Raw genomic sequence first — 23,064 nt, forward strand, 5'->3', positions numbered from 1 at the left:
AAGATTTAGATTTTTAATTCCCAAATATAATTCGGATTGCTATAAAAACAGCAATAATTAATCCACCATAAATAGCCACTTTTTTACCAGTGTTTTTATAATAACGTTCATGACTTTTACCATCTTTTTTATAGCTCCAAATTATTAATGCGCCAAAAGCAAGTACAAAGAAAATAATAAAAATAATTCTACCAGTAGTAAAATAAGCGCCTAAAAACATAGTTTTTAATCTTTATAAGTTTTGAATTATTAGATTTTATGAAGTTTCAATTTTTCATAAAGTTTCTATATATTGTCTGCTGCAAAATTACAAATTAAATGAAGAAAACCATCTTTTTTGGATCAACTTCTGATATTAGGAAATTAACAATAAGTAAATATGAAAAACAAAATAGCAGCAGTAACTAAATTTCACACCGCTTTTAAATTAAATATGAACAACAAACCAATTGCAAATATTGGTGATGACAGAAATTTACTTCGTTTTAATTTGATGAAAGAAGAAAATGAAGAATATTTAGAAGCAGCTAATAATAACGATTTGGTTGAGGTTGCAGATGCTTTAGGAGATATGTTGTATATTTTATGTGGCACAATTATAGAACACGGAATGCAAGATAAAATTGAGGAAGTTTTTAATGAAATTCAGAGAAGTAATATGAGTAAATTGGATGAAAATGGAGAGCCAATTTACAGAGAAGATGGTAAGGTTTTAAAAGGACCAAACTATTTTAAGCCAAATATTACAGAGATTTTAGAGAAGTAATTTTCTTTAAAGAGTTGAAAATTGCTTCACAAATTGCAGAATTCATCTTGTTTTCTTTTGCATATTTTTGATTGACCTCAATCTCAATTCCTATGTAATTTAATGGAAATTGTTTACGTAAATAGGTTGTAAATCCATCCATTTTGCCCAAATAAGGATAATTATAACGAACATTTAAATTCCCGTTTTGTTGTAAAAGTTCCTTTTTAAATTGATGAGAAAATTTTTTCTCATTTTTATGTGATGAATCATACAACAAACCAATATCACAATTTCGTTCAACAGCATTTAAAACTGGCGTAAAAGAATGCACAGAAATATGTAGCACTTTGTTTCCTTCTTTGATATAATTTCTGATATTATTCTCTACTTTATTTCGATACACTAAATAATAGGAATCAATCAATGCTTTTTTTTCTGATGTAGAAAGGGTTTTAGAAAATGCTGAATACAAATTTTTATGATGTAAAGACCTGTTTAGTTCAATTAACAAACGACTTTTAGTGCTAAAAAGTGAGAAATCAGCTAATGGTTTTAGCTGATTAAAAAGGTCTAGAGCACCTAAGTCTAGACCTTTGTGTGTATGTAAAACTTGTTGATCTGTTGAAAATAAATAGTGCTGATTTTCAGGAATTTCATTCCCTCCATGTTCACAAGTTAATACGATTTTCATGGATTAAAAACTTCGTTTTTTTGTAAACAAATTGCTAAATCAGTATATATTTTTTTAATGTTAGTTTCAGAAAAATCAGAATTAATCGCTTTTAAAATTCTTGTTGATAAAGTTCCTTTTGTTAAAATAGTATTCAAAGTTTCTAAATGACTTTCATCAATAGCATCTTTTACCAAATTATAAAGATGTTTCCAAACATTTTGCTGAGTTGTAACTTCCTTCAATCCGAATAAATTAAGATAGTCAATATTTGTAATTACCGAGTTTTCACCATTTTTAATAGCATCATTTAAAATATCAAAAAGCGCTTCTTTATCCCGTTTTTTCTGATTTTCTAGAGAAACTAAACTTTCACTTACGAGTAATTTTAAAACTTCAATAATTAAAACACAAATAGCAATATCTGCTTTCGGGCATTCTTGAATATCTACTAATCGTATTTCGATCGCATTTCTATCAAAACGAGAAATTGCCCCTCTAGAATTTAAAAAATGATGATCTAAAATATTTTCTGTATCAAAAGGTTTTATTGCTTTTTGAATTGGTTCAAATATTGTATGATGATAGTCTTTTTTTGTAAAAACATTTTCCGGAATTACTTTACCAGTCATTTCTGGTATTTCCTTTTGATTGGTTTTATAATACTCTAATCGAGTGTCTTTAAAGCCTGTATTTTTACCTTCTAAAATTGGCGAACTTGCGCATAAACCCGGAATTAATGGTAAAATAACACGAACTGCAGCATGTAACTTTTCGAACTCTTCATCGTTAAAAAAAGGCAAATTGATGTGCGTACTTTGCACATTACTCCAACCATGACCTTTGCAATTAAAAATTCGATTATATAACGCATAGACTTCGCTATAACTATGTTTCCAAAGTTGCGTATCTGTATCAGGATTCATTAACGGATGTGAAGCAGTTGGCATTAATTGTACCTTAAACTCTTTTAAAAGTTCATTGATTTCCAAAACATTTTCATGAAAATTTGCTGATAAATTATTTACATCATTCGTTGGTCCATTTGTTTTCAATTCTAAAACATGTGCAACCAATTCATTGCTCCAAGCAATTTTTCCGTTCTCGATATCCGAAGTTAAAGAACCATTTTTTTTGGTTAATAAAAGATCAACAATAGGTGTTACTTTAAAAGTATCGGTAGAAACTAACATGTATTCTAACTCAATGCCAAACACTTCAAATAAATGATATTTTTTGCCCATAATTAGTCTAATCTATTTTTTAAAGCAGTTAATATTTGAGTATAAACACTGTCTCCATAAAAAGCATCTTCCACACCAAAATCAATATTTGGGTTGTCGTTAATTTCTATAACCATTGGCACTTCATTCACCACTTTAATATCTATTCCGTATAAACCTTTGCCCATTAGTTTTGCTGATTTTAAAGCCATTTTCAAAACCTTTTTAGATACTTTTTCAATTGGTAAACAATCTGCATCTCCATCTTGATCATCTTTCTTTTTAGCGTTCCAATTGTAAATTTGCCAATGTCCTTTTGCCATATAATACTTACACGCAAAGAAAGGGACATCATCTAAAATACCAATTCTCCAATCATAATCAGAAGGGCAAAATTCTTGAGCAATTATTAAGTCAGATTCTTTAAGCATATTTGTTACCAACTCATCATATTCTTCTACCGTTTTTGCTTTTTTAACTCCGAATGAAAACGTAGAATCTGGCGCTTTTAAAACACACGGCAAACCTGTGTTTGCTAACACGTCGTTTCTATTGTCTTTATGTACAATAATGGTTTTTGGCGTGGCAATATTTGCATTATTTAAAGCCTCTGCCATATACACTTTATTGCAGCATTTTAAAATTGCATCTGGGTAATCTATAATGGCAATGCCGTCTTGCTGCGCTTTACGAGCAAAAGCATAGGCTTCATTATTAACTTCGGTACTTTGTCTAATAAATAACGCATCAAAAGAATTTAATCTACTTAAATCTTGCGGCTCTATAATTTCTGCATAAATATTCATTTTCTCTGCAATCTCAATAAACTTTTTTAAAGCCTTCGGATTACTCGGTGGCGCAGGGTCATTCGGATTTACTAAAATTGCTAAATCAAAATCTGATTTTGTAAGTTTTGGTGTGTCGTATCTTTTTTTAGAAAAATACTGATTTGCAAATTCATGAACACTATCAAAATGATCTGCAGGAATTTCTGATTCTGCGATTGCTTTAATACTTTGAATTTCCCATTTTGTGGTGTGATTAAATTTTACACGTAAAAAAGGAACCTGAAAATGTTTATAAAACAAAGCACTTAATTCTTTATATTTTTGGGCTACATTTTGACCAAAGTAAATACTTAAAGTAAATTCTCTAGACTTAATATTCTTTAAGCTATTTTGTATGCTGTCATCAAATTCTTCGGATACAATTCGCACTAATTCTAACGCTTTTAAATCCACAATATTTTTGATGGTTGGTATTGCCAAATGACCTCTTGCTTCTGCTAAAAGAGAAACGTAATAACCTTTAGATTGGTAGGAGTAATCTTTACATAGATTAAAAATTCTTGCCTTTTTAAGTAGTGAGTATTTTGGATCTGTTAAATACTCTTGAGAAGAGATAATATTAATATTTTCTATAGAAAAATTCCATTTTTCTATTTGATTTACAACAACATATTTGTTCATTTTTGATATTAAAAACTGTTTTAGATTATAACAAAATTATACTAATTTTAGTCATGTTTTACATCAGTAATAAAATATTTTTTTAAAAAAATTACTGCATTCTGATGCGTACTCTAAAGCGCAAAAAAAATGCATCAACTTTTAAATTGATGCATTTTTTAATATATTTTAATGTGAGTTTCTAAATTAGAATAAACTTATAAAATTACTCTCCATCCATAAGGATCTTCAGTCTTATTCGTTTGAATGTCTGTAATTTTTTTCTTTAATTGAGCTGCAAAAGGATTCTCTAATTCTGGTAAATCGTAATCATTTTCTTGATATCCAAAACCAGCAATTGGCGATATTACTGCAGCAGTTCCTGCACCAAACATTTCTTTTAATTCTCCATTTTTAGCAGCTTCTACAACTTCGCCAACAGAAATTTTTCTAACTTCGGTTTTAATACCTGCGTCTTCTGCAATTTGTAAAATACTTTTACGCGTAATTCCGTCTAAAATTCTGTCACTTGTAGGACTCGTAATTAAAGTGTCATTAATGCGTACAAAAATATTCATTGCACCCGCTTCTTCAATAAATTGATGCGAGTTGTCATCTGTCCAAATTACTTGATTATATCCTTTTTCTATGGCTAATTGAGTTGGGTAAAATTGTGCAGCATAATTACCACCAGCTTTAGCAAAACCAACACCACCATTTGCAGCACGTGCATATTTTTCTTCAATTAAAACTTTTACTTTTCCAGCAAAATAAGCCCCAGACGGAGCAGTACAAATTATAAATTTATAACCATCTGCAGGTGAAGCATGAAAACCATTACCAGATGCAAACATAAAAGGTCTTATATATAAAGAACTACCTTCGTTTGTAGGAATCCAAGCATTATCAACTTCTAATAATTTTTTTAATCCATCCATGAAAATATCCTCAGGAATTTGAGGAATTACCAAACGTTCTGCAGATTTGTTTAAACGTTTACAGTTGTCTAAAGGTCTAAACAACATTGTTTTATCTTTAGCGTCTTTGTAAGCTTTCATCCCTTCAAAAATAGATTGTCCGTAATGAAAAATCTTAGCAGAAGGATCTAAAGATATTGGAGAATAAGGTTTGATAACTGGTGTTTGCCAAGCGCCATCTTTATAATCACATTCTAACATATGATCAGAAAACACACTTCCAAAAGGCAAATTATTAAAATCTACAGAGTCTATCTTCGATTTTTCTATTCGTTGAATTTCTATATGAGACTTCATTATTTTATGATTGTTTTATAACACAAATGTACATAATTTATTTATCTGATAGGTACGAGCAAGTTCAATTTTATTACATTTGTAGCAAACGCTAAAAATATTTATAGGATGAAAAATATAATTAAATTTTGTGCAATTGCACTATTAGTATTTGCAAGTTGTAAAAAAGAAACTGCAAACAAAGAAAACGATCAAACAGTTAAAGAAGAAATTATTGCATTTGATTCTTTTGGAGATAAAATAACAAATGATGCTGCAATAACATCAAACGAGATGTTGGCAAAATTCAATAACTTAAAAGTTGGAGATACACTAAATGTAAAATTTGCATCTACAATAAAAGAAGTTTGTTCAAAAAAAGGATGTTGGATGAAATTACCTTTAAATGATACAGAAGAAGCTATGGTTACTTTTAAAGATTATGGTTTTTTTATGCCTTTAGATTCTAAAGATAGAGAAGTTATTATAGAAGGTAAAGCTTTTGTAAAAGAAACATCTGTTGCAGAATTACAACATTATGCAGAAGATGCAGGAAAATCTAAAGAAGAAATAGCTAAAATTACAGCTCCTAAAAAGGAATTTGCTTTTGAAGCTAATGGAGTTTTAATGAAAAAATAATGAAGTTTTTTTTAAAAATATTCTTGCTTTTATTCATTTTTGGTTGTTCTCAAAAAAAGAACCAAAAGTAATTATTACAGAAAGTAAAGTGTATAAGCAGTCAGAAATGGCTGCTTTAATGCTTAAAATGTATCAGGCTAATTTAGAGAATAAAAGTCTAATTTTAGAAGGGAAAACGCCAAATGCTTTTCCAGAAGAATTTATAAATATTCATACGGCTAAACTTACAGATCCTTCGGATAGAAATGCTTCTTTTAAAGTGTTTTCAGAAATGTATTTAAATACTTTTCAGCAAGATTTTAAAACTGAAAAAGATTCTTTAAAAGCAAAACATAACAATACAATTTATACTTGTATTGCGTGTCATAAAACAACTTGTATTGGCCCAATTCCTAAAATAAAAAAACTGTTGATTCAATAATTGTGAAAAGAGAAATCCTGATTACTTCCGATGGTTCTACAACCATTCATTTACCAGATTGGAATGAACAATATCATTCTAAACATGGCGCAATACAAGAGGCTTATCATGTTTTTATTAAAAGTGGATTTGAACTTTTTTGTAATTCTGATGAAAAAATACAAGGATCTATTTCTATTTTAGAAATAGGTTTCGGTACAGGATTAAATGCATTTATCACCTTTTTAGAAGGCATAAAACATCACAAAAAAATAGATTATGTTGGTGTAGAAGCGTATCCTGTTATTGAAAGTGAAGTTCAAAAACTAAATTATGTTTCAGAATTAAATGCCGAAAAGCATCAATTAATTTTTGATAAGATGCACGCAGTTTCTTGGGATGAAAAACAGCTTATTTCTGATAATTTTAAGCTAACTAAAAGAAAACAATTCTTTGAAGAAATAGAAGACGAAAACAATCATAATTTAATTTATTTTGATGCTTTTGGCGCAACAAATCAACCAGAATTATGGACTGAAACTATTTTCTTAAAAATGTATAATGCATTAAAAACAAATGGAGTTTTAGTAACTTACTCAGCAAAAGGAAGTGTAAGAAGAGCAATGCAAACCGTTGGTTTTACTGTTGAAAGATTAGAAGGTCCTCCAGGAAAAAGAGAAATGTTGAGAGCTACTAAAAAGTAGGCAGTTGGCTATTACAGTTTTCAGTTTATGAGTTCTTCTGATTTTTGTTTTTAGCAAATTTGTGTCAAGAACTTTTATTAAATTTACACAATATAATATTACACAAAAATATTAATCCAAATAAAATCAATGGAATTCAAAAGAAAATTTGGGAAACAAAAAGAGAAAAAGCCAGCAAAAGGATTGTTCCTAATCATATTATTAGTAATTGTTTTATTTCTTTGGTTTAAAGCAGAATCTTTACTAAGTTCTTTGTTTTAAGAGCATTTATAAAATCAATCTAAAAATTTGGCAATAGAAAAAATTATTTTAGGCATCGACCCAGGAACAACAATTATGGGTTTCGGATTGATAAAAGTAGTTGGTAAAAAGATGGAATTTATTCAAATGAATGAATTATTACTTCAAAAATATGATGATCATTACCTAAAACTAAAACTCATTTTTGAACGCACCATAGAATTAATAGACACTTATAATCCTGATGAAATTGCTATCGAAGCGCCTTTTTTTGGTAAAAATGTACAATCGATGTTAAAATTGGGTAGAGCACAAGGAGTTGCAATGGCAGCTGGTTTGTCAAGAGAAATACCTATTACAGAATATTTGCCAAAAAAGATTAAAATGGCAATTACCGGAAACGGAAATGCCAGTAAAGAACAAGTTGCTTTGATGTTAAAGTCTTTGCTAAATCTAAAAACCTTACCAAAAAATTTGGATGCAACAGACGGTTTAGCTGCTGCAGTTTGTCATTTTTACAATTCAGGAAAAGTAGTTGGAGGAAAGAACTATACAGGCTGGGCTAGTTTTGTGAAACAGAACCCAAAAAAAATTATTTAATTTTTTTTGAACTATCATTTACCAGAAATCAATTATCGCTATTATGAAGTTAAAAAATAATCCGTTACAAAATAAATCGTATGATTTGGCTTTATTAATTGTAAAGTTGAGTAAAAAGTTAATAAAAGAAAATAAAGAGTATATTTTATCAAAACAAATTTTAAGAAGTGACACTTCTGTAGGAGCTAATATTGTTGAGGCTAATGGACCTATTTCTAAGGTAGATTTTTTAGCAAAAATGTCTATTGCATATAAAGAATGTTTAGAAACTAAATATTGGTACACTTGTTAAAAGATAGTGAAGATTTAGATATAGAAAATTTTAATATTCTTTTGAAAAGGTAGATGAAATAGGTAGAATTTTATTCTCTATTTTAAAGGCTACATGAATAAATAAACAATAATAATTATCAATAACTGATAATTGAACACTGATAATTAATTTTGGCAGGCATCTATATCCATATCCCGTTTTGCAAACAAGCATGTTTTTATTGCGACTTTCATTTCTCTACTTCTTTAAAAAAGAAAGAAGATATGATTTCTGCACTTATAAAAGAAATTGAAATCAGAAAAGATGAAATTAATAACAGCATTATTGAAACTATTTATTTTGGCGGAGGAACTCCATCAGTTTTAAATGTTGATGAAATTAAGTTGTTAATTGATACTGTTTATAGAAATCATAAAGTAATTGAAAATCCAGAAATTACTTTAGAAGCAAACCCGGATGATTTATCAGAAGAAAAAATAATTGAACTTTCTAAAACACCCATAAACAGATTAAGTATCGGAATTCAGTCTTTCTTTGAGAAGGATTTAAAATTGATGAATCGCGCTCATGATTCATCCGAAGCAAAAAACTGCCTCTCTGTTGCAACTAAATATTTTGATAATATTTCTGTGGATTTAATTTACGGAATTCCAGATTGTACTAATGAAGAATGGCAACAAAATATACAAACAGCTTTAAGTTTCGACGTGCCACATATTTCTAGTTATGCATTAACTGTAGAACCAAAAACAGCTTTACATACTTTAATTACAAAAGGAAAAATTAAAAATGTTGATGATGAAAAAGCACAAGAGCAATTCAATATTTTAATTGAGGAATTAGAGAACTCAAATTTTGTGCATTATGAAACTTCTAACTTTGGAAAACAAGGCTTTTTTAGTCAAAATAATTCTTCATATTGGTTAGGGAAACCGTATTTAGGAATTGGACCTTCTGCACATTCTTTTGACGGAAATCAACGTAGTTGGAATGTAAGAAATAACTCGAAATATATAAATTCAATTGCCGAAAACCAATTACCGATAGAAAGAGAAACGTTATCAAAAACAGATTGTTATAATGAATATATTATGACAGGCTTGCGAACTGTTTGGGGAGTTTCTTTTGATAAAATTAAAGTTGATTTTGGCGAAAAATATATAGAATATTTAGAAAATCAATCTAAAAAATATATTGAACAAGAATTATTGGTTCTTGAAAATCGAATTTTAAGAACTACTAAAAAAGGCAAATTTTTATCAGACGGAATTGCCTCAGACTTATTTATATTAAATTAGTTTTAAAGGTATTTATCAGTTTTCTAATTTCTTATTGATAGGCTTGTTTTAAAGGCTTATATTTGGGTTTACAATACAATATTATTGTAACCAAGTTTAACTTAAAAGATACTGAAAAGTTCAGCATGAAAGCAACCATAGAATACAACTCCAGAAAAATAGTAATAAACGTTTCAGAACCTTTAGATATTTCCATATCTATTGATATGAGTAAAGGTAAAATTAATGCTTGGGGAATTGATGATCCTAAAATTGAAGTTGAAAGTTTTGATGGTTACGAAGTAAGTGTTGCTAATGGAGCGGTTGTAAATTTTAATAGCATTCAATTTAATCCGCATTCTCACATTACTCATACAGAATGTGTTGGTCATATTACAGAAAAAGTACATTCTGTAAATCAAAATTTAAAACATTATTTGTTTTTAGCAGAGTTAGTAACTGTAGCACCAGAAAAAATTGATGGCGATTTTGTAATTTCAGAAAAACAATTAAAAACTGCTTTAAGAAATAAAAAAAGAGATGCAATTGTAATTAGAACATTACCAAATTTATCAGACAAAAAAGAAACAAGATATTTTAATACAAACCCTGCTTATTTATCTGAAGAAGCAGCTTTTTATTTGGTAGAAAAAGGGATAAAACATTTATTGGTAGATTTACCTTCTGTTGATAAAGAAAAAGATGATGGTAAATTATTAGTGCATAATGCATTTTGGGGAACCGCAGGAAAAGTAAGAATGGATGCAACGATTACCGAGTTTATTTACGTGCCAAATACTATAGAAGATGGCGAGTATTTATTAAATTTAATGATTGCGCCTTTTGAAAATGATGCTACACCAAGCAAGCCAATTTTGTATAAAATAATGAATTAATTGATAAAGAAAAAGGTGTTTTTAAGCACTTTTTTTAATTTTAAATTAATAAAAACAGTTGTTTTAAAATACTAAAACCACTTTTTTCGTTTAAAATACCAAACAGATATTATTGTAATAATAACCATAACTACCAGCAAAATATAATATCCATTTTTTGCTTTTAACTCAGGAATATTCTCGAAATTCATACCGTAAATTCCAGCTAAAAAAGTTAACGGAATAAATATTACAGACAAAATAGTTAAGGTTTTCATTACTTCATTTAAACGATGACCTTGTATACTAAAAATTAAATTAATCTTACTTTCTAACTCTTGTAGTTCAAAATCGATATCAGAAATTAGGTTAATGGTTTGTTCTTTAACCTCACTAAAATATTTATTATTTAAACCTTTAACTTCTACTTTTTCTAGTTTTACTATGGTGTTTTTTAAACTTATAGCAGCCTTTTTAAAAGTAAACAATTCTTGTTTTCTTTTTTCTACTAACGATGTAAATTCTGGAGTAGGTTTTATATATGTAGAATTTAGTTCGTAAGATCTAAGTTCTGCGTGTTTTTGATAGGTTTCTTGGTAATTATCAATAATCGATTCTATTATTAAATACAATAAATAATCGTTTTTTTTCTTTCTAACAATTCCTTTTTGCTCTTCTAAACGTTTACGAATCCAACTAAAATAATCTCCTGGTTTTTCTTGAATACTCCATAAAAAATTAGGAGCAACAATAAAAATCATTTTTTCTTGATCTAAATGTTTTCCTTCTGTTTTTAAAACGTTTATGGTAACAAATAGAAGATTCTCTAATAAAATTACTTTGGTGTCATGTTCGTTTTCCATTAATAATTTAATCAAAAAATCATCTAAATTATTTTCTAAAATAACGGTTTTAAACTCATTATGAAAATCAAAACCATACGTGTTTATCCATTTTGTTTCACTTACATTATCTGATAATTTTATATCAGAAAGAGATGAAAAATTAGATTTCTTATAATTTTTATCAGAATATTGTATGATTGTTGTTTTGTCTAAAAACGTATTTTCCATCTAAAAAAGAATTGTAAATTTGATTGATAAAGATACTTTTTAAATTTTAATAAAAAGAAAGTAATGAATATTGAAGAACTAAGAGATTTTTGTATTGCTAAAAAAGGAGTAACAGAACATTTTCCTTTTGATAATGTAACATTGGTTTTTAAAGTGATGGATAAAATGTTTGCGCTTATCGGTTTAGAAAGATGGGAAAAAGGCGAACAAAAAATAAACCTAAAATGTAATCCTGAAAAAGCAGAGGAATTACGTGATAAATTTGAAGGCATAATTCCTGGTTTTCACATGAGTAAAAAACATTGGAATACTGTAATTATAAACTCTTCGGATGTTTCTGATGATTTAGTTAAAGAACTTATCAATCATTCTTATAGTTTGGTGGTGAGTGGATTAACGAAAAAATTAAAAGAAGAGCTTCATAATTTACAATAAGAGTTGGTGTGTAGCCATTTTCGCTGTTTTTCCAAAGTTATAAAACGTTTTTATAAACAGGGTTTACAGGTATATTGTGTTCAATTCCTATATGTCCGTCAAAAATTATGCTCATATTTGCATAGAAACTAGAACCACCTTCAGGAACTACATTTACACCTAATTCTCTTGCAGCTTACAAAATTTGTTGTCGCTGTTCTTTTTTTGGTTGATTAAAATTTATAGGACATAAATATAAAACTTATAGTTTACGTTTTTTTGATACAGAAATTATGTAAATTTATTTTATTGAAAAGCTTCAAGTTTAAATAAATAGTTGGGATTTGGACAGATTAATTTCCAAAAGGGAATTTCACTTTCTAAAGCGACGCCAGGGAAATCATCTTTAAAGTCTAATAAGGATAACATTATTTGAAAATGTAAATGCGGAACCCAATCTCCATTTTCTTCAATGTTTCCTAAAACTCCAATTTGTTCACCTTTCTTTATTTTATCATGAACTGAAAATTTTAAAATACTTTTCTTAGAAAGATGTCCGTATAAAGTGTAAAACTCAGTTTCGTAAAAAGTATGTTTTAGAATGATAAAACCACCATAGCCTTTGTGTGAATCCTGATAAATAGCACAAACTACTTCACTATTAAAAATGGCATGAATAGCAGTATTTTCTGGCAACCAAAAATCAACTCCTAAATGTATATTCCTTTTTTCTGATGAATTTTTTGCGTTATACATATCAGAAGTATATAAAGCTCGTTTTTCTATATATCCGCCAGCAATTATTTTAGTAGGATTTTCGAGTTGAATTTTAGCTAATTTTTTATCAAAAAAAGAAGATTATTAAATTCTGCTTCCGTTTTTACAAGGGTATTTTTTGTACTTAAATCGATATGAAAAATATTTTTTTTACGAATTGTTGGAAATAAATCGGTTAAAGAAAATTGCTTGTTCTTACACCAATTTTCGAAATTTGAATACATTTTGTTTTCATCCATAATCAAAAATAGAATTTTCTATTTACATTTTAGAATTCCTTTTTTATTATTTGTAGTTTTGTGTAAAACATTATAAAATGATTGTACAAGGAAATATCGTAGATATACAAGATAAGCGAATTTATAAAGGAGAAGTAGAAGTTGAAAACGGAAAAATAAAAGAAATTCGAGAGGCTAATCACAATCAAGAAAACTATATTTTACCTGGTTTTGTAGATGCGCATATTCATATAGAAAGTTCTATGTTAGTTCCGTCTGAATTTGCAAAAATCGCTGTACTTCATGGCACAGTTGCAACTGTTTCTGATCCGCATGAAATTGCAAATGTTTTAGGTGTAAAAGGTGTTGATTTTATGATTGAAAACGGAAAAAAAGTTCCGTTAAAATTTAATTTTGGTGCGCCAAGTTGTGTGCCGGCAACTTCTTTTGAAAGTGCGGGAGCAATTATAAATTCTGATGATATACAATTGATGATGGAAAATCCTGATATTTTATATTTAGCAGAAATGATGAATTATCCAGGTGTTTTGTTTGATGATGATGAAGTTTTAAAAAAGATTCAACATGCAAAAAATAACAACAAACCTATTGATGGTCATGCGCCAGGTTTAAGAGGCGATGATGTTACTAAATATATTTCTGCAGGAATTTCTACAGATCACGAATGTTTTTCTTTTGAGGAAGCAAAAGAGAAACTAGAAAAAGGTATGAAAGTGATTATTAGAGAAGGTTCTGCTGCAAAAAACTTTGAAGCTTTAATTGATTTGTTGCCAGAAAACTACGAGAAAATGATGTTTTGTTCGGATGATAAACATCCAGATGATTTATTGTTAGGTCATATAAATCAGCTTTGTGAAAGAGCTGTTGCTAAGGGAGTTGATGTCTTTAAAGTATTACAAGCAGCTTGTATAAATCCTGTAAAACATTATGATTTAAAGGTTGGTTTGTTGCAAAAAGATGATTTTGCAGATTTTATTGTGGTTGATAATTTAGAGAAGTTCAACGTTTTAGAAACGTATATTAATGGTGAAATCGTTGCTAAAAACGGAGAAAGTTTTGTGAAATCTGTAGATTTTGAAATCTTAAACAATTTTAATACTGATAAAAAGAACATTTCTGATTTTAGATTTGATTCGTCTTCAGAAAAGATTAGAGTGATTGAAGCGCTAGATGGTGAGTTAGTGACCAATCAAATTGAAGAAAATTCTTTAATTATTGATGGAAATTTAGTTTCTAATACAGCAACTGATGTTTTAAAAATGACCGTTGTAAATCGTTATAAAAATGACGAACCAGCAATTGCATTTATTAAAAACTTTGGTTTAAAAGAAGGCGCAATTGCAAGTTCTGTAGGGCATGATTCTCATAACATAATTGCTGTTGGTGTGTCTGATGAAATGATTTGTAAAGCTGTAAATTTAATTATAGAAAATAGAGGAGGAGTTTGTGCTGTAAATGAATCTGAAGAAAAAATAGTTTCTTTACCAGTTGCAGGAATTATGAGTGATTTACCTGCAAAAGAAATAGGAAAATCTTATGCAGAATTAGACAAAATGTCTAAAAATATGGGAAGCAAATTACGAGCTCCTTATATGAGTTTGTCATTTATGGCTTTATTGGTAATTCCGTCTTTAAAGTTGTCTGATAAAGGGTTGTTTGATGGAAATAGTTTTCAATTTACATCTTTAGAAGTAGATTAGCTTTAGAGAAAGCAATAAGCAAATAAATAAACTTAGCCCTGATTGAACGGTCTGTTTGAGCTCTTTTTTGTTTTTTCAAAAAAAGCGAGTAGTGAAAGCAGGAAATAGCTTCTAGTTAAAATTTTATCAAATTCTTATTTTATAGTATACTTCTTTAGTTATTAATTAGCATTTTTCATTTAAAAATGTACATTTGCAGCGTTAAAAATATATTATGAGTTTAGAGCAAGATTTAGGAAATAGAAGTGGAAATAAATGCGAATTATGTGCATCAACAACTAATTTGTCTGTTTATGATGTAAAACCAAGTATTACTGGTGGCGGTGGCGTTGATGGTAGTTTATTGGCTTGTGAAACTTGCGTTACTCAAATTGATAATCCAGATGAAGTTGATGCTAATCACTGGCGTTGTTTAAACGATTCTATGTGGAGCGAATTTAGAGCTGTAAAAGTGGTTGCTTGGAGAATGTTACATCGTTTAAAAAAAGAAGGTTGGCCTGTAGATTTATTAGGTATGATGTACATGGAAGACGAAGAATTACGTTTTGCAAAAGAAACTGGAGATCATTTATCTGAAAGCGAAAAAATTATTCATAGAGATGTAAATGGTGTTGTTTTAGAAGCTGGAGATTCTGTAGTTTTAATAAAAGATTTAAAAGTAAAAGGTTCTAGCATGGTTGCAAAACAAGGAACTGCTGTTCGTAGAATTTCTTTAGATCATGAAAATGCAAAATATATTGAAGGTAAAGTTGGCCCAACTCAGATTGTAATTATTACAGATTACGTTAAAAAAATGACTGAAAAAGAGTAACTTTAAAAGAAGTCATTTCTAAATTCCCAGAATTTAATTAAGAATAATACAAGGTAAATTGCAGCTATCGAAAACTTAATAGTTGCAGATGCCAAGAAACCAAAAAAGGCACCAAATGAAGCTTTCAAAGCTCTGTTGGTGTCTTTTTTGTCGTAGAGCAATTCGCCAATAAATGCGCCGAAAAATGCACCTAGCAACATGCCAAAAGGTATAGGAGAAAGCAAACCAATAATTAAACCAATTGTGGTACCGTAAACGCCATATTTTGTGCCTCCAAAACGCTTTGTGCCAAATGCAGGAATAAAGTAATCTAACACAAAAATTAGTAAAGCAATTGCCAAAGTGATTCCTAAAAAGGTGTAATCTACAGGAATTATTTTAGTAAAATACAACAATAATAAACCTACCCAACTTGTTAAAGGTCCTGGTAATATTGGTAAAAAAGAACCAATAATTCCTAGAATAACAAAGACAAAACCCAAAATTAGCAAGAAAATATCCATAGAATAATTTAACTGTTAGACGAACTAAAATAGAATTTGTTACATTTTTTTAACTAAGAAATTAGTTTAAACTAAAAAAATAGTTATATTTGTCATGTTGAACTAAATAATTAGTTGAAGTTATGAGCAAACGATTATCAAAAGTAGAAGAGCAAAAAAGGCATAATATTGTCTTTAGACTACTAAATTTAGTGACCTTTTTTATACTGTTTTCTTTGAATGCTCAACAAAATGCTGATACTAAAATAGAAACAAAAATTGTAAATCCAAGGTTTGATAATTTTAAAGGATCAAGAATTGTAATTGATCAAAGTCATCATAATTTCCATCAAATGAGTGGTCGTTTTAAACCGTTTTCTGATTTAATGATTTCTGATGGATATCAACTTGATAGTATTATCAATTTACAAGAATTAAAGACAAATGATATTTTAGTAATTTCAAATCCTATTAATGAGAAAAATATTGGTAATTGGCGCCAACCTATATACAATGCCTTTTCTTCGGATGAAATTATTTACCTAAAAAAATGGGTTAAAAAAGGAGGGAAGTTATTATTAATTGCAGATCATATGCCTTTTTCTGGAGCTGCAAATGAGTTAGCAAATGCTTTTGGATTCGATTTTTGTGATGGTTTTGCTTACATAAATAAAGAAAATAGAAACGCTCCAGATGTTTTTTCTATGAACAATAAACGTCTTTTAAACTCTGTTATTTCTGATGGAACTTTGGGTTCACAATTTGATAATGTGACCACTTTTACTGGTTCATCTTTTACAATTCCCAAAAGAGCTATTGGAATTTTAAAGTTCTTGAAAGGTGATTATTGCTTAACTCCACAAATTGCTTGGCAATTTAATGATGATACACCAAGTATAGATTTAGTGAACAGTTATCAAGGTGCAATTTTAAATTTTGGCAAAGGTAAAATAGCTGTTTTTGGAGAAGCTGCTATGTTTACAGCGCAAACAATTACAAATAATTCAGGTACTTTTAAATTCGGGTTTCACTCAGAACAAGCTCCAAACAATATAGAATTTATTAGAAATGTATTGTTCTGGTTGCATAAAGATTAAAAAAACATAACAAAATGAAAACACAATTAACAAAAGCAGAAGAGCAAATTATGCAAGTTTTATGGGATTTGCAAGAAACATCTGTTAAAGATGTAATTGATAAATTACCAGAACCAAAACCGGCATATAATACAGTTTCTACTATTATTAGAATTTTAGAAACCAAAGAGTTTGTTGGACACAAACAAGTAGGAAGAGGGTATTTATATTACCCAATTATTGATAAAGAAACGTATAGCAACCAAAGTTTACATAAATTAATGAATGGTTATTTTGATGGTTCTTTTAAAAGTTTGGTTTCCTTTTTTGTGAAAGAAAATAAAATGGATGTAGCAGAACTTGAGTCTATTTTAAAAGAAGTGAATAAGGTGAAATAGTTTTCGGTTGCAGTTTCTGTTTTCAACAATATTGATTAAAAATAAAATTCTATGATAAATTATATTCTACAAGTCGTTTTATTTCAAGTATTATTCTTAGCTATTTATGATTTCTTTTTAAGCAAAGAAACTTTTTTTATCAAGAATAGATGGTATTTATTAAGCACGCCAATTTTGTCTTTTTTAATTCCGTTTATAAAAATACCAAGGTTTCAAAAAGCGGTTCCACAAGATTTCATTGTGAATTTGCCAGAGATTTTTTTATCGCCAGAAAAAGTAATTCAGAAAACAATATTAGAAACTACTTTTTATGATTCTGTAAATTATATTCCTGTTTTATTTTGGATTGGAGTTGCATTTTTTTCAGTTTTATTTTTGATGAAATTAGTGAAGATTATTAAACTAATTAAAAAATACGAAGTTGTAAAACAGCAAGGTTTTACGTTGATATTAATTACGAATCAAACTAATGCATTTTCTTTTTTTAATTATGTTTTTTTAGGAAAAAATGTAGAAGAAAACAAAAGAGAAAAAATCATACAGCATGAGTTAGTTCACAGTAAACAAAAGCATTCTTTAGATTTATTACTATTTGAATTTCTAAAAATTGTAATGTGGTTTAATCCTATGATTTATTTCTATCAGCAGCGAATTACCTTAGTGCACGAATATATTTCTGATGCAATTGTAGCAAAATCAGAAACGAAAGAAAGCTATATAAACAATTTATTATCCAACTTCTTTCAGGTAGAAAATATCGCATTTATCAATCAATTTTATAAACAAAGTTTAATTAAAAAAAGAATTATTATGATGACAAAAACACAATCAAAAAAAATGAATCAGCTAAAATATTTGGTGTTGATTCCTGTATTAGCAAGTATGCTTTTTTATGTTGCATGTACAGAATCAGAAATCGATTCATCAGAAATTATTACCACTAGCGAATATCAAGGTAAAATAAAAATTCAAGATGAATATTATTTTATTAAGCAAAATGAATTAGGCAAAACTATTGGTGTAAATAGTAAAGGACAAGAAGTTGATATTTTAAGTTTGTTGCCAGAAAGCGTGGTAGATTTGTATTTTGAGGATGGTAAATTGGTTACCGAATTTAGTTATACTTATGATAAAAAGAAAACCAAAGAATTAGAAGTTATTACAGATCCTAATGCAATAACAGAAACCGAAGAAGTTTCATTTCTAAAAATAGAAAAAGCACCCACTTTTCCTGGTTGTGATTCTGGAGATAAAGATTGCTTTTCTAAAAATATTCAAAAGCATTTTGCTAGAAAATTTAATTCAGGTTTGCTAAAAACTTTAAATTTAAAGTCAGGCAGAAAAAGAGTTTTTATCAGTTTTAAAATTGATAAAGAAGGTAATATTGTAGACATAAAAGCTAGAGCTCCACATGATAAAATAGAAGAAGAAGTTATAAGAGTTATGAGTTTGTTGCCTAAAGTTGTTGCTGGAGAGCATGAAGGGAAAGCAGTTGCAGTAAAATATTCTATTCCCTTTACACTTTTAATAGAATAAAAAAATGTCTATGAAAAATAAAATTTTAATTTTATTATTATTTGCTATTGTAAAAGTCGAAGCGCAAACTTCGATTTTTACTGTTTCAGATAGTTTGTTTGCAAAAGGAAGATACAAATTGGCTTTACAAGAATTAGATAAAAATACCCCGTCATTTTTATCAAACTATAAAAAAGCAGTTATTTATGAATCTATAGATAATTTTAAAAAAGCTGCCGAATTTTTAGAAAAAGCTATAGGTTTTAAAGATGATGATAATACAAAACTAAAATTAGCTAAAAATTATCAGCGATTACAAATATTAGGTAAATCTATAAAAATATATGAAGAAATTTTAGTAAAAGATTCTTTAAATCTGGTTTTAAAATACCAATTAGGAAAATTGTATTTAAATACTAAAGTAGCAGATAAAGCAGTAATAATTTTTAAAGAATTAATAGATAACGATATAACAAACGCAAATTATTCTTATTATTTAGCGTTGGCTTATGCAATTAAAAAAGATAGAAATAGAATGATAAATAGTTTTATTGATACTTTTAAAAAAGATACACTTCATATAAAAGCAATTGCAAATTTGGCATCAAGTTTTAAAAAGTTAAATGATTTAGATTCTACTCAATTATTTGTAGAAAAAGGATTGGCTATAGATAAAAATCATATCAATTTAAATCGATTAAAAATTAATCAATTATACAGAGAAGAGAAATATAATGAAGTTATTCCGTTTTTATTAAATTTAGATTCTATAGATAAAAAAGATACTTATAGCAAATCTATGTTAGGTAGAACATATTATAATTTAGACAGTTTAGCAAAGGCAAAAGAGTATTTTAAAGGAGTTGCAAGAATGGATCGAGAAGATTTTAAGGCAATAACTTATTTAGGTCATATTGCGTTTAAAGAAAAAGATTTTAGAGCTGCATCTTTTAATTATATGAAGGCAACTTTTATAGGAAAACAAAAAAGAGATGAAGAATATTATGGTTTAGCTTCTGTTTATTATGAAAAAAAAGAGCCACTTTTAGCAATCAAAAATTTTGAAAAAGCATATTCTGAAAACACAAAAAATTACAGAGCATTATTTCAATTAGCAAAGCTAACAGATGATTATTATAAAGATAAAAAAATGGCTTATAAACTATATTTAAAGTATTATAAATATCATAATAATAGAGATGAAGGCATGGCAAATTTTGTAAAAGGTAGAATAAACGATATTAAACAAGAATATTTTATGAAAGGCGAAAATTTGGAAGATTAAAACCAACAAAATTTAGTAAATTCACACTTTCAATTGAATTATGTTTGCACGTGTTTTTACTTTTTTGATATTTTTTATTTTTTGCACCTCGTGCGATAAATTTTCTTTCTCAAAAAACAAAGATTTACAAATTATGGATACTATCGTAGATTTTACATCGGTAGATTTTTCGCCTTCTTTTAAAATTTGTGATTCTATTATTGATAAAGAAGAGGTTGCTATTTGTTTTAGAAATACAATGCATCAAAAAATAGGAGAGGAGTTGCAAAAACAGCAATTAACTATAAAAGATTCTATTAACGAAATTATTTATGTTGATGTTGTAATCAACTCAAAAGGAGAAATTATTTTTGATGAAACTTCAACATCAGAAAATATAAAAAAGCAATTGCCACAACTAGATAGTTTACTTAAATTATCTGTTTCTAAATTACCAGCAATACATCCTGCAATTAAAAGAGGAATTCCTGTAACAACAAAATATAGATTACCCATAAGAATTTTGTTGATGGATTAATCTAGAATCTGCATAAAAAAGAATATATTTACATTCGTCTTTTTATAACCCCCAATAAAATAGCATCAATACATATTGGTGTATTGCAGATGAAGAACATACAAAAAAGAATACTTAAACTTGGAAGAGTTGAAGATTTTGAAGTAAAAAATAGTAGCATAATATTTTTTTTAATAGGGCCAAGCCTTTTTATTTATTCTTACTTTATAAATAATTATGGAGATGAAAACGTAAGAATAGAAGGCGCTAGAGAGTTTTTTGCTTTCCTTTTTTTTATAGCAAGTTGTTTACCGTTTATTTTTAAAAAAAAGATAAAATTTTTCTTTGGATGGATTGTCTTTTTATTAATGCTACTTTTTTCTCATTACGTAATAGTTTTACTCTACATTAATAAATTTAGCATTCAGTTTTTATTAGGATTTTATGTTTTTAATTTTGGAGCTGTTTTGCTTTTTAACAATAGAGTGTTTATAAATATTTTTTTAGTTACCATATTTATTCATCTTTTGCAAAAATTGATGATTTCGAATATTGAAGTTATGGTGTTTAATGCAGTTGTAAGCTCTTTTAGTATCTGTTTTGTCTTTTCTTTCATTATATTAAGTGGTTCAACCTTATTTAGAACACGAATAGCAAAACTTAATAAAGCTTTACATAAAAAGGCAAAAGCAAAAACATTAGATTTAGAAAAAAAAGCAAAAGATTTAGAAGAAAAAAATTTAGATTTAGAAGAATTTGCTTTTGTAGTTTCTCATGATTTAAAAACTCCACTAAGAAACATTACAGCTTTATCTTCTTGGTTAAAAGAAAGTGCAGAAAATAACGATAAAGTAGCTATAAATACGAACCTAGAGTTAATAGAAAAACAAATAACTCAAATGGATTTAATTATTCAAGGTGTATTAAATTATTCTTTACAGAACGAGGTTTCAAGTAATGATGAAAAAATAAATTTAGATTTACTTGTTAAAGATTTAATAGCTGTAAATAAGACTGATAAATGTTTAATTACAATCAAAAAGAAATTGCCCGTAATAAAGATAAATAAATCACAGATTCTTCAAGTTTTTCAAAATTTAATTCAAAACGGAATTAAATATAACGATAAAGAAATTTGTAAAATAGAGATTGATTACACACTAGAAAATAATTTCTATATTTTTTCAGTAAAAGATAATGGTATAGGAATTGAAGAGAAATACCATGAAAAAATATTTAAATTATTTCAAAGATTGGACGTCAAGACTATGGAGAATGTAGGTATTGGATTATCTCTCGTTAAAAAAATAATTAATCGAAATAAAGGTGAAATTTATTTAAAAAGCGAAGTAAATATAGGTACTACTTTTTACTTTACACTACCGGCCTAATTTAACATTTTCCAAAGTTTATCTTTTAACTCTTGTAATCCTGTTTCTGCAACCGATGAAATAAATATTGCATCAACTCCTTTAGGTAATGTTGCTTTTATTTCTGCTTTTAATTCACCGTCTAACATATCCGTTTTAGAAATAGCTAATAATCTATCTTTATCTAATAACTCCGGATTGTGTTTTTTAAGTTCATTCAACAAGATGTCATATTCTTTGTTGATGTCATCGCTATCCGCAGGAATTAAAAATAATAAAGCCGAATTACGTTCTATGTGTCTTAAAAAACGATGCCCTAAACCTTTTCCTTCTGCAGCACCTTCTATAATTCCAGGAATATCTGCAATTACAAATGTTTGATGATTTCTGTGTTCAACGATACCTAAATTTGGTTTTAAAGTTGTAAAAGCATAATCTGCAATTTTAGGTTTTGCAGATGTTAAAACAGATAATAAAGTTGATTTACCTGCATTAGGAAAACCAACTAAACCAACATCTGCTAATAATTTTAATTCTATTCTAAACCAGCCATCAATACCGTCAATACCAGGTTGTGCATATCTTGGTGTTTGATTTGTTGATGATCTAAAATTCCAGTTTCCAAGTCCGCCTTTTCCACCTTCTAATAAAACAACTTCTTTTTTATCTTCTGTTATTTCTACAATAACTTCATCTGTATCTGCATCTTTTATTATGGTTCCTAAAGGAACATCAATATAAATATCTTCTGCATCATGACCGCTACTTCTACTTTTACTACCTGCTCCACCGTTTTCAGCTCTAAAATGACGTTTAAATTTTAGGTGAAAAAGTGTCCACATATTTTTGTCTCCACGTAAAATAATATGACCACCACGACCACCATCTCCACCATCTGGACCACCTTTAGTAATATATTTTTCTCGGTGAAGATGCACAGAACCTTGCCCGCCTTTTCCAGAAGAAGCGTATATTTTTATGTAGTCAACAAAATTTCCTTCAGTCATTATTTCTGTTTATTTGTGTAATTGTTTAATATAGTAATTGTGTTTCTAGTATTAACTAGTAAACATTTGT

At 28.2% G+C, this 23,064-nt stretch carries 26 protein-coding genes and 1 pseudogene; 17 read left to right on the plus strand and 10 right to left on the minus strand.

The window, feature by feature from the left end; genetic code table 11:
• Window positions 1-13: 13 nt before the first annotated feature.
• Window positions 14-220: a hypothetical protein gene (locus tag BLT70_RS02765; protein ID WP_091891253.1), complete on the minus strand. Its 207-nt coding sequence runs from the start codon at window positions 218-220 to the stop codon at window positions 14-16.
• Window positions 221-379: 159 nt separating this feature from the next.
• On the opposite strand from BLT70_RS02765, the gene BLT70_RS02770 reads away from it, so the two are divergent.
• Window positions 380-766, plus strand: coding sequence for a nucleoside triphosphate pyrophosphohydrolase family protein (locus BLT70_RS02770; RefSeq protein ID WP_091891256.1), 387 nt, complete (start codon window positions 380-382; stop codon window positions 764-766).
• Here BLT70_RS02770 and BLT70_RS02775 read toward each other — a convergent pair.
• The 4 genes from BLT70_RS02775 to BLT70_RS02790 all read right to left on the minus strand — a co-directional run bounded on the left by BLT70_RS02775 (window position 744) and on the right by BLT70_RS02790 (window position 5,363).
• The gene (locus BLT70_RS02775) at window positions 744-1,439 is read right to left on the minus strand and encodes an N-formylglutamate amidohydrolase (RefSeq protein WP_091891259.1); all 696 of its coding nucleotides are present in this window, start codon (window positions 1,437-1,439) and stop codon (window positions 744-746) included. The genes BLT70_RS02770 and BLT70_RS02775 overlap by 23 nt on opposite strands.
• Window positions 1,436-2,662, minus strand: a complete 1,227-nt coding sequence (locus BLT70_RS02780) for a glutamate-cysteine ligase family protein (RefSeq protein ID WP_091891262.1) — start codon at window positions 2,660-2,662, stop codon at window positions 1,436-1,438. Before BLT70_RS02780 ends, BLT70_RS02775 begins: the two co-directional genes overlap by 4 nt.
• Window positions 2,663-2,664: 2 nt before the next feature.
• Window positions 2,665-4,110 (minus strand): RimK family protein, encoded by a 1,446-nt coding sequence (locus BLT70_RS02785; RefSeq protein WP_091891265.1) that lies wholly within the window; start codon window positions 4,108-4,110, stop codon window positions 2,665-2,667.
• Between the two features lie 197 nt (window positions 4,111-4,307).
• The gene (locus BLT70_RS02790; RefSeq protein WP_091891267.1) at window positions 4,308-5,363 is read right to left on the minus strand and encodes a branched-chain amino acid aminotransferase; all 1,056 of its coding nucleotides are present in this window, start codon (window positions 5,361-5,363) and stop codon (window positions 4,308-4,310) included.
• Window positions 5,364-5,471: 108 nt separating this feature from the next.
• Here BLT70_RS02790 and BLT70_RS02795 point away from each other — a divergent pair, with 108 nt between their 5' ends.
• From BLT70_RS02795 to BLT70_RS02825, 7 genes are all read left to right on the plus strand, one after another.
• A complete protein-coding gene (locus BLT70_RS02795) occupies window positions 5,472-5,981 on the plus strand; it encodes a DUF4920 domain-containing protein (protein WP_091891270.1) in 510 nt (169 codons plus the stop codon).
• A 43-nt stretch (window positions 5,982-6,024) separates the two neighbouring features.
• Complete coding sequence (locus BLT70_RS02800; RefSeq protein WP_091891273.1) at window positions 6,025-6,402, plus strand: hypothetical protein; 378 nt, start codon at window positions 6,025-6,027, stop codon at window positions 6,400-6,402.
• A 2-nt stretch (window positions 6,403-6,404) separates the two neighbouring features.
• Window positions 6,405-7,085, plus strand: coding sequence for a tRNA (5-methylaminomethyl-2-thiouridine)(34)-methyltransferase MnmD (gene mnmD, locus BLT70_RS02805; protein ID WP_091891276.1), 681 nt, complete (start codon window positions 6,405-6,407; stop codon window positions 7,083-7,085).
• Window positions 7,086-7,373: 288 nt separating this feature from the next.
• Complete coding sequence (gene ruvC / locus BLT70_RS02810) at window positions 7,374-7,925, plus strand: crossover junction endodeoxyribonuclease RuvC (protein ID WP_091891279.1); 552 nt, start codon at window positions 7,374-7,376, stop codon at window positions 7,923-7,925.
• 43 nt (window positions 7,926-7,968) lie between these two features.
• Window positions 7,969-8,217: a four helix bundle protein gene (locus BLT70_RS02815; RefSeq protein WP_231962801.1), complete on the plus strand. Its 249-nt coding sequence runs from the start codon at window positions 7,969-7,971 to the stop codon at window positions 8,215-8,217.
• 152 nt (window positions 8,218-8,369) lie between these two features.
• Window positions 8,370-9,497, plus strand: coding sequence for a radical SAM family heme chaperone HemW (hemW, locus tag BLT70_RS02820; RefSeq protein WP_091891282.1), 1,128 nt, complete (start codon window positions 8,370-8,372; stop codon window positions 9,495-9,497).
• Window positions 9,498-9,622: 125 nt separating this feature from the next.
• Window positions 9,623-10,372: a cyclase family protein gene (locus tag BLT70_RS02825; RefSeq protein ID WP_091897345.1), complete on the plus strand. Its 750-nt coding sequence runs from the start codon at window positions 9,623-9,625 to the stop codon at window positions 10,370-10,372.
• A 71-nt stretch (window positions 10,373-10,443) separates the two neighbouring features.
• Here BLT70_RS02825 and BLT70_RS02830 read toward each other — a convergent pair whose 3' ends face one another.
• The gene (locus BLT70_RS02830) at window positions 10,444-11,424 is read right to left on the minus strand and encodes a CorA family divalent cation transporter (protein ID WP_091891285.1); all 981 of its coding nucleotides are present in this window, start codon (window positions 11,422-11,424) and stop codon (window positions 10,444-10,446) included.
• Between the two features lie 63 nt (window positions 11,425-11,487).
• Between BLT70_RS02830 and BLT70_RS02835 the strand changes: the two genes are divergently transcribed.
• Window positions 11,488-11,859 (plus strand): MmcQ/YjbR family DNA-binding protein, encoded by a 372-nt coding sequence (locus BLT70_RS02835; RefSeq protein ID WP_091891288.1) that lies wholly within the window; start codon window positions 11,488-11,490, stop codon window positions 11,857-11,859.
• 40 nt (window positions 11,860-11,899) lie between these two features.
• Here BLT70_RS02835 and BLT70_RS17365 read toward each other — a convergent pair.
• Together BLT70_RS17365 and BLT70_RS02845 are read right to left on the minus strand one after the other, a co-directional pair.
• Window positions 11,900-12,079: pseudogene (locus BLT70_RS17365) on the minus strand (hypothetical protein); the annotation flags it as partial.
• A 65-nt stretch (window positions 12,080-12,144) separates the two neighbouring features.
• Window positions 12,145-12,594 (minus strand): peptidoglycan DD-metalloendopeptidase family protein, encoded by a 450-nt coding sequence (locus BLT70_RS02845; RefSeq protein ID WP_091891291.1) that lies wholly within the window; start codon window positions 12,592-12,594, stop codon window positions 12,145-12,147.
• 337 nt (window positions 12,595-12,931) lie between these two features.
• Between BLT70_RS02845 and ade the strand changes: the two genes are divergently transcribed.
• Both ade and BLT70_RS02860 read left to right on the plus strand, forming a co-directional pair.
• Window positions 12,932-14,554 (plus strand): adenine deaminase, encoded by a 1,623-nt coding sequence (ade, locus tag BLT70_RS02855; RefSeq protein ID WP_091891295.1) that lies wholly within the window; start codon window positions 12,932-12,934, stop codon window positions 14,552-14,554.
• A 214-nt stretch (window positions 14,555-14,768) separates the two neighbouring features.
• The gene (locus BLT70_RS02860; RefSeq protein ID WP_091891298.1) at window positions 14,769-15,365 is read left to right on the plus strand and encodes an alkylphosphonate utilization protein; all 597 of its coding nucleotides are present in this window, start codon (window positions 14,769-14,771) and stop codon (window positions 15,363-15,365) included.
• 2 nt (window positions 15,366-15,367) lie between these two features.
• Here BLT70_RS02860 and BLT70_RS02865 read toward each other — a convergent pair whose 3' ends face one another.
• Complete coding sequence (locus BLT70_RS02865; RefSeq protein ID WP_091891301.1) at window positions 15,368-15,868, minus strand: DUF456 domain-containing protein; 501 nt, start codon at window positions 15,866-15,868, stop codon at window positions 15,368-15,370.
• A 122-nt stretch (window positions 15,869-15,990) separates the two neighbouring features.
• On the opposite strand from BLT70_RS02865, the gene BLT70_RS02870 reads away from it, so the two are divergent.
• The 6 genes from BLT70_RS02870 to BLT70_RS02895 all read left to right on the plus strand — a co-directional run bounded on the left by BLT70_RS02870 (window position 15,991) and on the right by BLT70_RS02895 (window position 22,008).
• Entirely contained in the window at window positions 15,991-16,944 is a 954-nt protein-coding gene (locus BLT70_RS02870) for a hypothetical protein (protein ID WP_157691829.1), read from the plus strand.
• Window positions 16,945-16,958: 14 nt separating this feature from the next.
• Window positions 16,959-17,321, plus strand: a complete 363-nt coding sequence (locus BLT70_RS02875; protein ID WP_091891307.1) for a BlaI/MecI/CopY family transcriptional regulator — start codon at window positions 16,959-16,961, stop codon at window positions 17,319-17,321.
• Window positions 17,322-17,372: 51 nt separating this feature from the next.
• Window positions 17,373-18,857, plus strand: a complete 1,485-nt coding sequence (locus BLT70_RS02880) for a M56 family metallopeptidase (RefSeq protein WP_091891310.1) — start codon at window positions 17,373-17,375, stop codon at window positions 18,855-18,857.
• 10 nt (window positions 18,858-18,867) lie between these two features.
• Window positions 18,868-20,121 (plus strand): hypothetical protein, encoded by a 1,254-nt coding sequence (locus tag BLT70_RS02885; protein WP_091897348.1) that lies wholly within the window; start codon window positions 18,868-18,870, stop codon window positions 20,119-20,121.
• Window positions 20,122-20,254: 133 nt separating this feature from the next.
• On the plus strand, window positions 20,255-20,638 hold the full coding sequence (locus tag BLT70_RS02890; protein ID WP_231962802.1) for a hypothetical protein: 384 nt from the start codon (window positions 20,255-20,257) through the stop codon (window positions 20,636-20,638).
• An 89-nt stretch (window positions 20,639-20,727) separates the two neighbouring features.
• The gene (locus BLT70_RS02895) at window positions 20,728-22,008 is read left to right on the plus strand and encodes an ATP-binding protein (protein WP_091891316.1); all 1,281 of its coding nucleotides are present in this window, start codon (window positions 20,728-20,730) and stop codon (window positions 22,006-22,008) included.
• Here BLT70_RS02895 and obgE read toward each other — a convergent pair.
• Complete coding sequence (gene obgE, locus BLT70_RS02900) at window positions 22,005-22,994, minus strand: GTPase ObgE (RefSeq protein ID WP_091891319.1); 990 nt, start codon at window positions 22,992-22,994, stop codon at window positions 22,005-22,007. The genes BLT70_RS02895 and obgE overlap by 4 nt on opposite strands.
• Between the last annotated feature and the right edge of the window lie 70 nt (window positions 22,995-23,064).

It is taken from the genome of Polaribacter sp. KT25b (assembly GCF_900105145.1).
In the GTDB taxonomy this organism is placed as follows: domain Bacteria; phylum Bacteroidota; class Bacteroidia; order Flavobacteriales; family Flavobacteriaceae; genus Polaribacter.

Bases quoted from the DNA above. Each gene is read 5' to 3' on its own strand.
- BLT70_RS02790 (WP_091891267.1), bottom strand. From the start codon at position 5,363: ATGAAGTCTCATATAGAAATTCAACGAATAGAAAAATCGAAGATAGAC.
- BLT70_RS02765 (WP_091891253.1), bottom strand. From the start codon at position 220: ATGTTTTTAGGCGCTTATTTTACTACTGGTAGAATTATTTTTATTATT.
- BLT70_RS02890 (WP_231962802.1), top strand. From the start codon at position 20,255: ATGGATACTATCGTAGATTTTACATCGGTAGATTTTTCGCCTTCTTTT.
- BLT70_RS02835 (WP_091891288.1), top strand. From the start codon at position 11,488: ATGAATATTGAAGAACTAAGAGATTTTTGTATTGCTAAAAAAGGAGTA.
- BLT70_RS02865 (WP_091891301.1), bottom strand. From the start codon at position 15,868: ATGGATATTTTCTTGCTAATTTTGGGTTTTGTCTTTGTTATTCTAGGA.
- BLT70_RS02830 (WP_091891285.1), bottom strand. From the start codon at position 11,424: ATGGAAAATACGTTTTTAGACAAAACAACAATCATACAATATTCTGAT.
- BLT70_RS02875 (WP_091891307.1), top strand. From the start codon at position 16,959: ATGAAAACACAATTAACAAAAGCAGAAGAGCAAATTATGCAAGTTTTA.
- BLT70_RS02815 (WP_231962801.1), top strand. From the start codon at position 7,969: ATGAAGTTAAAAAATAATCCGTTACAAAATAAATCGTATGATTTGGCT.
- BLT70_RS02780 (WP_091891262.1), bottom strand. From the start codon at position 2,662: ATGGGCAAAAAATATCATTTATTTGAAGTGTTTGGCATTGAGTTAGAA.
- BLT70_RS02895 (WP_091891316.1), top strand. From the start codon at position 20,728: ATGAAGAACATACAAAAAAGAATACTTAAACTTGGAAGAGTTGAAGAT.
- BLT70_RS02870 (WP_157691829.1), top strand. From the start codon at position 15,991: ATGAGCAAACGATTATCAAAAGTAGAAGAGCAAAAAAGGCATAATATT.
- BLT70_RS02770 (WP_091891256.1), top strand. From the start codon at position 380: ATGAAAAACAAAATAGCAGCAGTAACTAAATTTCACACCGCTTTTAAA.
- BLT70_RS02880 (WP_091891310.1), top strand. From the start codon at position 17,373: ATGATAAATTATATTCTACAAGTCGTTTTATTTCAAGTATTATTCTTA.
- BLT70_RS02785 (WP_091891265.1), bottom strand. From the start codon at position 4,110: ATGAACAAATATGTTGTTGTAAATCAAATAGAAAAATGGAATTTTTCT.
- BLT70_RS02825 (WP_091897345.1), top strand. From the start codon at position 9,623: ATGAAAGCAACCATAGAATACAACTCCAGAAAAATAGTAATAAACGTT.
- obgE (WP_091891319.1), bottom strand. From the start codon at position 22,994: ATGACTGAAGGAAATTTTGTTGACTACATAAAAATATACGCTTCTTCT.
- BLT70_RS02845 (WP_091891291.1), bottom strand. From the start codon at position 12,594: ATGTATAACGCAAAAAATTCATCAGAAAAAAGGAATATACATTTAGGA.
- ade (WP_091891295.1), top strand. From the start codon at position 12,932: ATGATTGTACAAGGAAATATCGTAGATATACAAGATAAGCGAATTTAT.
- BLT70_RS02885 (WP_091897348.1), top strand. From the start codon at position 18,868: ATGAAAAATAAAATTTTAATTTTATTATTATTTGCTATTGTAAAAGTC.
- BLT70_RS02775 (WP_091891259.1), bottom strand. From the start codon at position 1,439: ATGAAAATCGTATTAACTTGTGAACATGGAGGGAATGAAATTCCTGAA.
- BLT70_RS02860 (WP_091891298.1), top strand. From the start codon at position 14,769: ATGAGTTTAGAGCAAGATTTAGGAAATAGAAGTGGAAATAAATGCGAA.
- BLT70_RS02795 (WP_091891270.1), top strand. From the start codon at position 5,472: ATGAAAAATATAATTAAATTTTGTGCAATTGCACTATTAGTATTTGCA.